Genomic DNA, 11,899 nt, shown 5'->3' with positions numbered 1-11,899 from the left:
CCAGCTGGACAGAATGGCAGGCGAGATGTTCATCCGCCGGCACGCGCATTGCGCGATGCCGTCTGGCAGCGCGACACGAAAGAGCGGGGCCATCGAACGGAGCACGCCTGCGGAAACCACCGACTGCGCACGTTGCAAGGGACCGTGGCCGAGCATCGAGCGCGCCCACTCCGGTAACAGCGCCACGCCAGCGCCAAGGAACAGGTTGCGTGAAAGGCCGGCAGCGGGGACGGGCAGCCGGATGCTCGAAAGTACCGCGAGCACCTCGCGCGAGCGCGCGTCAAACGTGAGGTCGGCGCGAACCCGCTGAAAATACGCATCAACCTCGGCGACAGACGCCGGCACATTGCGCGCTCCAAGCCTCTCGGCGACCTGCCGCCCTTCGGCGTAGTACCGATCCGCCGCGCCGGCCGGCAGCGCGACGCGGGAATAACGCCGGTAGCCCGACAGGAAGCCGTACGCTTCAGTGACGTGCACCCACGTCAGCAGGTCCGGATCGTCGGCCGCATACGCGCGACCATCGGCCGCCGTGCCGCGCACGCGCGAATGGATCCGCACGACGCGCGCGATCAGCTTTTCCGCGTCCTCGCGCGATGCATAGCTGGTGCCCGCGACGAAATTCGTCGTTCGCCGCAGACGGCCGACCAGGTCCTCGCGGAAATTCGAGTGATCCCACACACCGGCGAGCGCGAGCGGATGCAGCAGCTGCAGCATCAATGCGCACAGGCCGCCGGACAGCATGCCGGGGAAATCCGCATGGACGCGCCACGTGGCGCTGTCGGGGCCGAACAGGCCCGGATCGCCCGCCGGATGTTCGTAGTCGATGCCGCCCGGGCTTCGCGGAAACGCACCCAGCACCCAGCGACGAATCTGGGCGGAGGCGGGAGCGGTCAGGGCGCGCAGCGGCGAAGGCATCGGGCATGCTAGCCAATCCGCGAGTGGAGTGCGTGCGTCCAATTGACCTGTCGGGGGTCCTTGCGCGGACTTGAGTCGCGTACGGACCTGACCTACCGTTGAGGCTCCGTCCGGCCCCGTCGCCCCGATGCAATAACCCGTCTTCAATGCGCGTGCGCGGATCGATCGCGTTCCTCTCGGCGACAGCCGCCACTGCTACATCGTCGAGGATGCGCTGCGCTGCGCTGCGCGGCATGGCATCGCCGCCGGGTACATGACCGGGTCGAATCGCTGGTTCAACCAGACGGCGAGCGTTCCCGCGCGCTGGAACCGGATGATCTTCTACGACGGCGCCGTGCTGCACAGCGGCGACATCGGCGCGCCGGAAAAACTTGATGGCGATCCCGGCCGCGGACGGCTGACGCTCAACGGATTCTTCGTCAGCCGGCGTCATGCGGCGTGAATGCTTCGGCGAGAAATTCATCGGGGCGACGATGGCGGGCGTGATGCGCTTCGCTGCGAGCGCCGTCACCGGAGGCGTTGTCCCGATTCCGTCCCCCGCTGCGCAACGGATGGAAGAGGGTGTTGCTCCCATCCGCGGCGATTGTTTTTTTGCTGCCTAGAGCTGCCGGTCTTCCGCGACGAAATGCCCGTCGCTCAACGTCAGCGCCTTGCCCGCCTTGTTCTTCATCGGGAACGCGAAGCGGCCTTCGATCACCTTGCCGTGCGACACGGTGATCTCGAACAGGATGCCGGCGCCGGATTTGTCGAGCGCGTATTCGTCGCCTTCCGCGCCTGCGGCCGCGCCCTTCACGAAGGTCGCGCGACAATCCGACGAGGCGAAGTCCTTCGCGCCCAACGTCATCGGCTGACCGGGCGTGAACGCGTCGCAGGTGATCGACAGTCGATCGATCGGCGTCTTCGGCGGTGGATACGCCGCGGCGCCCGCGGTCGCCGCCTGCAGCGTGAACGTCCCCTTCAGCGGCACCAGCAGGATCGTGTGGTCGTCTGCCGCGAAGGCGGCACCGTCGACCTTCGCGGTCAGCGACTGGGGTTCGTCCGCGCCCGCGGCCGCGGCGTGGAGGATGGCGAGGCAGAGCAGGGTGCGGTTGATCAGACGGATCATGGGGTTTCTCCGGTGGTTACAAGACCAGTACGCAAGAATCGCGGTGAGGGTGACATGACGGGATCATCGGCCTCGCGCCGGCAGTCTGCCCGATCGCCGTCGATGCATTCATGCAGGTGCGCCGCGAAGCCGGCCGCTTCACGACGTACGTCACGGAATACCAGCGGCGCTGGGTGAAACCCCGGATTGAGGATCGCAGCTGCGCTGCGCAGGATGGACTTGCCGCAACCAACGGCAACCGTCCCACATCGAGGTGCACCGTGAACATCCGAATTCCTGCCATCGCCACCGCCGTGCTGCTCGCGTGTGCGGTGACCGCACCGAACACGCAAGCCGTCACCATCACCCGCGGATTCTCGGGTCTGTGGCACGACAGCAGCGGCAACAACCGCGGCTTCAGCGCTGAAGTGATCAGCGATGGAACATCGAACAAGCTGCTCGCCTACTGGTTCACGCGCGATGCCGCAGGCAAGCCGGTGTGGCTGATCGGCGAAGGACCGATCGTCGGCAACCGCGCCGTCCTCGCCACCGTGACGTCGGAGTCGGCGAGCGCCGCGACGGCGATATCCTGGGGCACGCTCACCGTCGCGTTCACCGATTGCGCGCACGGCACCGTTCTGTCGACGCCGAACGATGCGCGCCAACCGCATGGGCAAACGACGATCGCCCGACTCGCGTCCGCCACGGAAGTCGCATGCACCGGCGGCATCTCGGACGACCGCACCGCGTCGAGCGACCTGCGCATCGTGCAGTTCTTCACCAACACCGGCGTGGTCGCCGCAGCGAGCGGTCGGGCGCGTTTCGACCAGCGCAGCGACCGCAGCGACTTCAACGTCGAGGTCGAGAAGCTTCCTGCGGGCGCCTATGACCTTCGCGTGGGCGGCAGCATTCGGGCGACCTTGCAGGTGGCAGCGTCGGCCACTGAAACCGAAGTCGAATTCCGCAGTCCCGCCGAACCGGGCAAGCCGCTGCTCGACTTCGATCCGCGCGACCAGACAGTCGAGATCCTGCGCGGCACCACCGTGCTGCTGACCACGCCCTTCGGGCATGCGACGCCCGGGTCCGGTCCACCTTCGGCCAGCCAGCAATACGAGTTGCGCGTGCAGACGACACGCAACGGGCCGAAGCTCGATGCGAAGCTTCGCCAGTCGACCACGAAGTCGGAGTTCAATGTCGAGATCGAACAGGTCGCAGCAGGCAGCTATGTGCTCGCCGTCGGCGGTGTCGAGCACGGCACCATCGTCGTGACGGCGGTGCCCGGCGGCACCGAGGGCGAGATCGAGTTCCGCAATCCGGCCGAACCTGCCCATCTCGCGCTCGACTTCGATCCGCGCGGACAGCTCGTGCAGATCCTGAGTGCGGGGACCGTCGTGATCTCCGGCACGTTCCCCACGACACCGCGCGCTTCCGGCGGACAGGGCGCTGGCAGCGGCAACGATGATCCTCCCGGCGACGACCACGGTGGCGGCAGCGGCAACGACGATCCTCCCGGCGATGACCACGGTGGCGGCAGCGGCGGCAACGACGACGCGCCGGGCGACGACCATGGCGGGCACCACGGCCATGACGACGATTAGACGACCACGCACCAACCCCTGAGCGACCAAGGCCGACGTTCGATCGGCTCCCTGCAGTCATCCGTCAGGCCCCGCTCCGAGCGGGGCTTTTTTTTTCGATCGCTGCGCCGTCCCGCCCGCGTCGCGCGTGCTGCGACAGCGGGCCGCGATGCTGAACGTCGTTCACACGATTCGACGCGCGTTGCGCGATCATCCATCCGATGAAGCTCTCCGAAAAACTCGCCCTGCTCGCCGACGCGGCCAAGTACGATGCGTCGTGTTCATCCAGTGGTGGGCAGTCGCGCGATTCGCGCAAGACAGGCGGCATCGGGTCGAACGAAGGCATGGGCATCTGCCACTCGTATGCGCCCGATGGCCGTTGCATCTCTCTGCTGAAGATTCTCCTCACCAACTTCTGCGTGTACGACTGTGCGTACTGCATCAACCGGCGCAGCAGCAACGTGCAGCGGGCGCGCTTCAGCGTGCAGGAAGTGGTGCAGCTGACGATGGATTTCTACCGCCGCAATTACATCGAGGGACTCTTTCTCTCGTCGGGAATCATCCGCAACTCCGACTACACGATGGAAATGCTGGTCGAGGTGGCGCGTACGTTGCGTGAGGAAGAACGGTTTGGCGGCTACATCCATCTGAAGACGATTCCGGATGCGTCGCCCGAGCTGCTCGCCGCGGCCGGGCGATGGGCCGATCGGCTCAGCATCAACGTCGAAATGCCGACCGAGAGTGGGCTGAAGTCACTCGCGCCGGAGAAGGACCATCGCGACATTCGCCAGGCCATGGGCCGGTTGCGTCTGTCGATCGATGAATCGAAGGCGGAGAAAAAGGCGCCGCGATTCGCGCCGGCCGGGCAGAGCACGCAGATGATCGTCGGCGCGGATGCGTCGAGCGACCGCGACGTGCTGGCAACCAGTACCAACCTCTATTCGAACTATCGACTCAAACGCGTCTACTACTCCGCGTTCAGTCCGATACCGGATGCGTCGAACGCGCTTCCGCTGCGCCCGCCCCCGCTGGTGCGCGAGCACCGGTTGTACCAGGCCGACTGGCTGATGCGATTCTATGGCTTCGACGCCGACGAGATCGCACCGCCCGGCGACAGTGGCATGCTCGATCTCGACGTCGATCCGAAGATGGCGTGGGCGTTGCGCAACCGTTCGCAGTTTCCGGTCGATCTCAACCGCGCGCCGAAGGAACAGATGCTGCGCGTTCCCGGGTTGGGCGTTCGCACCGTGCAGCGCCTGATCGAGATGCGCGCGCATCGCAAGGTGCGCTACGAGGATCTGGTGAAACTGCGTGCGCCGGTGCGCAAGATCGCGCCGTTCGTCGAGACGATCGACCATCGGCCGCGTGCGGACAGCGAGAGCGCAACGCTGCGACCGCTTGGCGTGACGCCGCGGCAGACGGATCTGTTCGGCCACTGATGCGGCGGGTCGTCCTCGACGACGGGTCGGATTTCGCTGAATGGCGCGAGCACGCGCGCGGGTTGCTGCGCGACGGTATCGAGCCGGCCGAGGTCGAGTGGCAGGTCGGTGAGGACGCCGGCCTCTTCGCTGCGTTGCCACCGTCCACGACACCGTCGTCCGCCGCCAAAGCCGGTCGCGTCCCGCGGGAATTCCTGGAGCTTTCGAACACGGTGCTGGCGCACGCCGATCCGCGCCGCCACTCCGTGCTGTATCGACTGGTGTGGCGCATCACACACGGCGAGTCGCATCTGCTGTCGATCGCCACCGACGAGGATGTCGCATGGAGCGCGCTCGCCGCGAAAGCAGTGCGCCGCGATCAGCACAAGATGAAGGCGTTCGTGCGTTTCCGCGAAGTGAAGGCGCCGGACGGCAGCGTGTTCATCGCCTGGTTCGAACCGACGCACGATATTCTGCTGCGCGTTGCGCCGTTCTTCGTGCGCCGGTTTGCCGGCATGCGCTGGTCGATCCTCACTCCGACCCGCAGCCTGCACTGGGACCTGGAAACCTTGCGACTCGGAACCGGTGCGCAGAAAAGCGATGCGCCGGACGAGGACGCGCTCGAGGCGTTGTGGCTCACCTACTTCGCAAACATCTTCAATCCGGCGCGCTTGAAGGTCAACGCGATGGTGAAGGAAATGCCGGTACGCTACTGGAAGAACATGCCCGAAACGGTGTTGATTCCGGCGCTGATCCGCGACGCGTCCGCACGGATGGACGAGATGGTTCGCAAGCCACCGACGATCGCGAAGAAGGCGATCCCCGCACCAGCCGCATCCGTGCCCGAGAACGTGCCATCGGGCAGCATCGCGGACTTGCGCCGGGAAGCGAAGGCGTGCCGCGCGTGTCCGTTGTGGGAGCCGGCAACCCAGACGGTCTTCGGTGCGGGGCCCGACGACGCGCGCATCGTGGTGATCGGCGAGCAGCCCGGCGACCAGGAAGATCTCGCGGGCCGGCCGTTCATCGGACCGGCCGGACAGCTGTTCGATCGCGCGCTGGCCGAAGCGCGCATCGACCGCCGCATGCTTTACATCACGAACACGGTCAAGCATTTCAAGTTCGAGGTGCGTGGCAAGCGACGCCTGCACGCGCGAGCGAATGCGCAGGAGCAAGCCGCATGTCATCGCTGGCTGGAGGCGGAGTTGTTGACGATCAAGCCTTCGGCAATCGTTTGTCTCGGCGCGATGGCGGCGCAGGCGGTGTTCGGAAAATCATTCGCGCTGATGAAGGAACGCGGCGCGTGGCGAACGCGCGGCGATGGCACGCGCGCGTTCGCGACAGTGCATCCGTCGTACCTGTTGCGGTTGCCGGGTGAAGCGGAGCGGGAGGAAGCGTTTACGCAATTCGTGCAGGATCTTTCGATGATGCACGATGTGCCCGGCTTCGAAGATCAACATGATGGAATGTAGAAGCGGCGTTAGCCGCGATGCTTCATCGATATCCCGCAAGAAGCATCGCGGCTGAAGCCGCTCCCACAAGAGAAGCACGCGGTTCAACGGATCAGGACTTCACGTACGCCGCCGCCGGCGCCCGCGCGCGCAGGTACTGCCCGGTGTGATAGCTGCGATATTTGCACACGTTGAACTTCTGCTGGATGAGCGTGCGTCCATTGTTGAAGACGGTGCGGAAATCGCGCATGCAGCCATCGCCGTCGATGCCGATGGTGGCCGAATCGCCGCCGCCGTGGAGCGGCAGCACGCCGAGTCGAACTTCGCGAAAGTCGGTGCTACCGACCGCAGCGATCGAAAATGACGTGATGCTCTCGGGCGCGGTGTTGACCAGCTCGATGTAGTGCCAGCGTTCGGCTGCGCATGCACTCGACGTGATGGCGCAAAGCGCGAACAGGATGGGGAACATGGCTCGCATGCAAGTGTCCTCTCGTTGCGGTGAAGGAACCGGTTGGGCTCTATCCAGCCAGGCCGCCGGGTGCTCGCATCCCATCGCGAAGCGTTGTCCGGCGAAAGGATTCCGGGACGAATCGTCGTGCAGGCCGTGCGAATCGTAGTCGCAACGCGCGACGCTTCTCAGTGGGTCGCCGCGCGCCTAGGATGGTCGGCCATCCTTCACGATGCACGGTCGTCCCCATGATCCGGCTTGGCGAAACGACCATCGGTTTCTGGCGCTATGTCGGCATCTGGAGCTGCGTCGTCCTGCTGTTCGCCGCGCAGTGGTACATGCAGGACGCGTTGGCGTACGGACCGACGTGGGCGGTCACCGACTACCTGCGCTGGTCGATGATCGAGTGGTACACGTGGGCGTTGTTGGCCCCGGGAGTCTTTCGCCTCGCCGTGCGGTATCCGATCGATTCGACGCAGCGCTGGCCGTCCTTGCGCATGCATGTCCTTGCCGGGGCAGGAATGACCTTGCTCGCGATCGTGATCGGCGCGACGATCTCGCATCTCACCGAGCCCGGTTCGCTTGGCCAGCAGTTCAGCCAGTTCGCAGGCAAGCACGTCGCGATGGGATTCATCACGTACGGGATGCTCGTTGCGATCAGCCAGGCACTCCACTTCCATCGCGAAAAGACCCGTCGCGACGTGGAGGCCAGCCGGCTTGCCGCCGAGCTTGCACAGTCGCGGCTGCAGGTTCTGAAGACGCAGCTGCAGCCGCACTTCCTGTTCAACACGCTGCACGCGATCGTGACGCTGCTCGAAGACGACCCGGCAGCCGCAGAGGACATGCTGCTGCGCCTGAGTGACCTGCTGCGCGCGCTCCTCGAAGATCACGAAGGCCAGGAGATCTCGCTGCAGCGCGAGCTTCAATTGCTGGAACTCTACCTCGGCATTCAGCGCACGCGATTCAAGGATCGTTTGACGACACAGGTGTCTGTGTCGCCCGAGTCGCTGGACTGTGCGGTGCCGAGTCTGATCCTGCAGCCACTGGTGGAGAATGCGATTCGCCACGGCATCGGCAGGAACGTCGGGGACGACTGCGTCGAGGTCGAGGCGCGCCGCGAAGGCGGGACGCTGTTCCTCGAAGTGCGCAACCGCAACAGCACGCTGGAGCTCGGATCGACCGCCGCCCACCGCCGTGGAATCGGGCTTGGCAACACCCAGCTGCGCCTGCGTGAGCTCTATGGCGATTCGGCGCAGATCCGCCTGGACATCCTCTGGCCGCGCGGCGTTGCGTGTCGAATCCGTCTTCCGTTCCGCACGCTTCAGTCACCGCCGGTGCAGTTGCGCGAGGAGGTCGCGTGACGATCACGGTGCTCGTGGTCGACGACGAACCCATCGCACGACACGCGATCGTACGGCTGCTGCGCGATGACGCCGAGGTGGAACTCGTCGGAGAATGCGGCGACGGTGCGACAGCGGCGGAGGCAATTCGCCGTCACTCGCCCGATCTGGTTTTCCTCGACATCCAGATGCCGGCGATGACCGGCATCGAGGTCGTCGCCGCAATCGGCGCAGGCCGCATGCCGGCCACGGTGTTCGTCACCGCCTACGAGCAGCATGCCGTGCATGCGTTCGAGATCAACGCGGTGGATTACCTCGTGAAGCCCTTCAGCCGCGACCGCTTCCAGCTCACGCTGAGACGCGCAAAAGCGAGACTGGCCCCGCAAGGCGATCCTGGCGGGACCTCCGCGCGGGTGTTGCAGGCGCTCGACGAGTTGCGCCATCGCGACGACTGGCTGGAGCGCATCCCGGTGCGCGTCGATGAACACGTCGTGCTTGTCGACGTCGACGACATCGTGTGGATCCGCGCAAACCGCAACACCGCGCAGATCCACCTGGCAAACCGCACCTACGAACTGCGCGAGACGATGACGAGCCTGTCCGAACGCCTCAATCCACGCCACTTTGCGCGTGTCCATCGATCCGCGATCGTCAATGTCCGTCGCGTGAAGACGATCCATCCGTGGTTCCACGGGCACCATGTCGTCGTGATGGATACCGGACAGGAGTTGCGCATGAGCCGCTACCAGCACGAGGCCTTCCTGCGGCTTGCGACAACGCGGGGAGATGTGAAGTCCGCCCGCTGATGGCCAGTGCACGCCGCTTGCGCACCGAAGATCTGGTAGCGGCGCGAACGTGAACGGGAGCACATGGGAAACGGACGTTGCCACGCGTCGTTAAGTTCGACCCCGTCATTGTCGAAGTTCACCCGACAAGGAGAACCCGATGAATTCCGATCCGAAAGTTCCGCGTGAAAATCTTGATCCGATCAGTGGCGAGCCTGGCGCTCACCCCGTCGGCACTGGCGTTGGCGCTGCCGTTGGCGGAGCCGCCGCGGGCGCAGCCGTGGGCACGTTTGCAGGCCCGGTGGGGACGGTCGTCGGCGCTGCTGTCGGCGCAGTGGCGGGCGGCCTGTTTGGAAAGGGCGTCGCGGAAGGCATCGATCCAACGATCGAGGACGCGTACTGGCGCAAGAACTATGTCAGCCGGACCTACGTCGCCGATGGAGCGAGCTACGACCGCTACCAGCCGGCGTATCGTCACGGCTGGGAGTCGCGCGAACGGCTCGGCGGCAAGCCGTGGCGCGACATGGAGGGTCAGATCATGAGCGATTGGGAAGCGCAGCCTTACGCACGCGATCTTTCCTGGAGCGACGCCAGTGGCGCTGTCCGTGATGCGTATGAGCGTACTGGTAGCGAGCCTCTGGAACCCGGCGCGCCTGTCCATCGCGTCTGACCCCGCGGCGATCACGCCGAGGCGATAACGTTGAAGAGCCCGCGCAAACGCGCGGGCTTTTTCATGTGCGTCTGCACGGCGCAATGTCGGGCAGTTTTCGACGATTGCGCGTCACAATTTGCTCAGCCAGTCACGCCCCGGTCGACGGTGGGCATCTAAAACGTGTATTGCTGGAGAGCCTGGAATTCTTCCGCGTTTTCCGGCGACCCACCGGTGCGTCACCACTGATCGATCGGACGCGGACGGATGACGGCATTGTGTATGTTCGTGACCGACATCAAATCGTGCATCAATGTGCGTGTGGCTCGCCCTCGTCGCCCTGGCGCGCCACGATGGCGATCGCCATCGTGATTCACGTCGCCCGAGCGGAATTGAACGTGTCCCTTTCGGCAGCCGTCAGAAGCGGTTCCGGTCGTGGAGAACATCTGGATGAAAGCCTTGTCTTTCTCACTGATTTTGCTGTCGCCAACAGTGTCGTGGGCGGGCCAGGCGCCAGCCGCCGCCTGGCACCGAAGCAGCCGTCATCGCCGCAGATGAGAGCTGGGGCCTGGCGGAGCAGGAAGGCAACAGCAAATACGTCGAGCACCTGCTGCTCGACGGATACACGTCGATCGGCTCTGCCGGAAAGGTCACGACGAAAGCGCACATCGTCGAAGGCACGAAGAAGCGGGGGAAATCCGTGGACTACGCAAAGATGGTTACTGACTGGAAAAGCAAACACCCCAGCAAAGCGCAAGTCACGATGTTCGGAGACACTGCGGTGTTGACCTGGGTTCCGACGAACGCGGCAAACGCGATTCCAGTCAAATCCAGTGACATTTTCGTCTATCGCGATGGCGAATGGCGGGCAATCTTTTTCCAACACTCCACTGCGGAAACCAATCCATAGCGTGCCCCGATCACATCGGTACGCATGAGCGAGCGCGGGAGGGAAGCGTCTCGCGCATACTCCGCTTCACACATCGAGCCCGTCGGAGCGAATGGCATGGCGCGTCCTCTCCACATTGGCATCGTGGGTTGCTCGGCTGAAGGCGCGGCACTTTGCTATCGCACCATCTGTCATGAGGGAGCGGCTCTGCTGGGCCCGCACGCCCATCCCGAAGTCTCCCTTCACACGAGGTCGCTTGCCGACTATGTCCGCTGTCTGGACTCCAGCGGGTTCGATGGCATCGCCGATCTGATGCTCGGGTCGGCGCAAAAACTCTTCGCTGCGGGTGCGGATTTCCTGGTTTGCCCGGACAACACCATTCACCAGGCGTTTTCGCTGGTGGAGCCGAGGTCGCCACTGCCCTGGCTTCACATCGCCGATGTCGTCGCCGCCGAAGCGCAGGCGCGCGGGTTCCGACGACTGGGTCTGACCGGAACCCACTGGCTGGTGGCCAGCGAGGTGTATCCGGAGAAGTTGCGCGCGCGCGGTCTGGAGTACGTGAGGCCGTCTGACGAAGAGCGCGACCGGATGGGTCAACTGATCATGGATGAGCTCGTTCGCGCCGAGTTTCGGCCGGAGACCGTCGCGTATTTTCAGGCAGTGATTTCCCGCATGCAGGCACGCGGCTGTGACGCCGTGGTCCTCGGGTGCACCGAAATTCCGTTGATCATCGACGATCGCAACTCATCGATTCCCACGCTCGACTCAACGCGTCTCCTGGCGCGTGCCGCGTTGCGCCACGCGATCGACGGTGCGCGCTGAGGCGATCGGCCTGCAGCGGGCACGACCCGGTTCCAGCGCCATGCCTTCCGGCCGATGCCGGAACCGCCGTTGCCCGCTACGCTAGGCGATCTGGAAAGGGGGATGGCAATGCGCATTGTTCTGAAGTGGATATTGCGGCTGGTCGCGCTGGTGCTGGTGCTGGGTGGTGCGTTCTTCGTGCACGTCTGGTATTTCAAACCGTATTCGATCAACCTGTTTTACGGTCGCGTGTTCGGGCAGTTCGCGCTGCAGAGCCCGGAAATGTTGAGCAACATGCGCATCCTGCCACCCTGGGCGGATTTCTACAGCGGCAAGTTCGACGATGCATCGCCGGCGCACGCCGATGCGATGGCCGCGATGGTCCGCAGCAATGTCGACGTGTTGCATCGATACGACCGCGACGCGCTCGATCAGGACGGCAAGCTGTCCTACGACGTACTGGATTATTTTCTGACCATCCAGGTCGAGGGCGACCGTTTCCGCGACCTCGATTTTCCGGTGAACCAGATGTTCGGCATCCAGTC

Annotated in this window: 11 protein-coding genes and 1 pseudogene; 9 read left to right on the top strand and 3 right to left on the bottom strand. The window is 64.6% G+C overall.

The window, feature by feature from the left end; all coding sequences use genetic code 11:
• A partial coding sequence (locus ABIV12_RS11340) for an oxygenase MpaB family protein (protein ID WP_348059312.1) occupies positions 1-915 on the bottom strand: 915 nt, incomplete at its 3' end.
• A gap of 160 nt (positions 916-1,075) precedes the next feature.
• Between ABIV12_RS11340 and ABIV12_RS11335 the strand changes: the two genes are divergently transcribed.
• Complete coding sequence (locus tag ABIV12_RS11335) at positions 1,076-1,357, top strand: DUF6445 family protein (RefSeq protein WP_348059314.1); 282 nt, start codon at positions 1,076-1,078, stop codon at positions 1,355-1,357.
• Between the two features lie 156 nt (positions 1,358-1,513).
• Here the strand turns inward: ABIV12_RS11335 and ABIV12_RS11330 are convergent, their stop codons facing one another.
• Positions 1,514-2,020, bottom strand: a complete 507-nt coding sequence (locus ABIV12_RS11330; RefSeq protein WP_348059310.1) for a hypothetical protein — start codon at positions 2,018-2,020, stop codon at positions 1,514-1,516.
• A 260-nt stretch (positions 2,021-2,280) separates the two neighbouring features.
• Here ABIV12_RS11330 and ABIV12_RS11325 point away from each other — a divergent pair, with 260 nt between their 5' ends.
• The 3 genes and pseudogenes from ABIV12_RS11325 to ABIV12_RS11315 all read left to right on the top strand — a co-directional run bounded on the left by ABIV12_RS11325 (position 2,281) and on the right by ABIV12_RS11315 (position 6,463).
• Complete coding sequence (locus ABIV12_RS11325; RefSeq protein ID WP_348059308.1) at positions 2,281-3,597, top strand: hypothetical protein; 1,317 nt, start codon at positions 2,281-2,283, stop codon at positions 3,595-3,597.
• A 200-nt stretch (positions 3,598-3,797) separates the two neighbouring features.
• Positions 3,798-4,940, top strand: a pseudogene (locus tag ABIV12_RS11320) (putative DNA modification/repair radical SAM protein); the annotation flags it as partial.
• Between the two features lie 74 nt (positions 4,941-5,014).
• On the top strand, positions 5,015-6,463 hold the full coding sequence (locus tag ABIV12_RS11315) for a UdgX family uracil-DNA binding protein (RefSeq protein ID WP_348059306.1): 1,449 nt from the start codon (positions 5,015-5,017) through the stop codon (positions 6,461-6,463).
• 91 nt (positions 6,464-6,554) lie between these two features.
• On the opposite strand, the gene ABIV12_RS11310 is transcribed toward ABIV12_RS11315, so the two are convergent.
• Positions 6,555-6,920 carry a hypothetical protein gene (locus tag ABIV12_RS11310; RefSeq protein WP_348059304.1) on the bottom strand — a complete coding sequence of 122 codons (366 nt, stop codon included), beginning with the start codon at positions 6,918-6,920 and terminating at the stop codon, positions 6,555-6,557.
• A 218-nt stretch (positions 6,921-7,138) separates the two neighbouring features.
• On the opposite strand from ABIV12_RS11310, the gene ABIV12_RS11305 reads away from it, so the two are divergent.
• From ABIV12_RS11305 to ABIV12_RS11285, 5 genes are all read left to right on the top strand, one after another.
• The gene (locus ABIV12_RS11305; protein WP_348059302.1) at positions 7,139-8,251 is read left to right on the top strand and encodes a histidine kinase; all 1,113 of its coding nucleotides are present in this window, start codon (positions 7,139-7,141) and stop codon (positions 8,249-8,251) included.
• On the top strand, positions 8,248-9,036 hold the full coding sequence (locus ABIV12_RS11300; RefSeq protein WP_348059300.1) for a response regulator transcription factor: 789 nt from the start codon (positions 8,248-8,250) through the stop codon (positions 9,034-9,036). Before ABIV12_RS11305 ends, ABIV12_RS11300 begins: the two co-directional genes overlap by 4 nt.
• A gap of 139 nt (positions 9,037-9,175) precedes the next feature.
• Positions 9,176-9,685: a glycine zipper domain-containing protein gene (locus ABIV12_RS11295; protein ID WP_348059298.1), complete on the top strand. Its 510-nt coding sequence runs from the start codon at positions 9,176-9,178 to the stop codon at positions 9,683-9,685.
• A 985-nt stretch (positions 9,686-10,670) separates the two neighbouring features.
• Complete coding sequence (locus ABIV12_RS11290; RefSeq protein ID WP_348059296.1) at positions 10,671-11,375, top strand: amino acid racemase; 705 nt, start codon at positions 10,671-10,673, stop codon at positions 11,373-11,375.
• 102 nt (positions 11,376-11,477) lie between these two features.
• A partial coding sequence (locus ABIV12_RS11285) for a hypothetical protein (RefSeq protein ID WP_348059294.1) occupies positions 11,478-11,899 on the top strand: 422 nt, incomplete at its 3' end.

The sequence above is a fragment of the Dokdonella sp. genome, assembly GCF_039926425.1.
Classification (GTDB): Bacteria; Pseudomonadota; Gammaproteobacteria; order Xanthomonadales; family Rhodanobacteraceae; genus Dokdonella_A.
This window is presented reverse-complemented; position numbering and strand designations above follow the sequence as displayed.

What these genes read in the sequence shown, in the direction of transcription:
- ABIV12_RS11310 (WP_348059304.1), bottom strand. Translation starts at nt 6,920, where the DNA reads ATGCGAGCCATGTTCCCCATCCTGTTCGCGCTTTGCGCCATCACGTCG.
- ABIV12_RS11330 (WP_348059310.1), bottom strand. Translation starts at nt 2,020, where the DNA reads ATGATCCGTCTGATCAACCGCACCCTGCTCTGCCTCGCCATCCTCCAC.
- ABIV12_RS11290 (WP_348059296.1), top strand. Translation starts at nt 10,671, where the DNA reads ATGGCGCGTCCTCTCCACATTGGCATCGTGGGTTGCTCGGCTGAAGGC.
- ABIV12_RS11315 (WP_348059306.1), top strand. Translation starts at nt 5,015, where the DNA reads ATGCGGCGGGTCGTCCTCGACGACGGGTCGGATTTCGCTGAATGGCGC.
- ABIV12_RS11295 (WP_348059298.1), top strand. Translation starts at nt 9,176, where the DNA reads ATGAATTCCGATCCGAAAGTTCCGCGTGAAAATCTTGATCCGATCAGT.
- ABIV12_RS11305 (WP_348059302.1), top strand. Translation starts at nt 7,139, where the DNA reads ATGATCCGGCTTGGCGAAACGACCATCGGTTTCTGGCGCTATGTCGGC.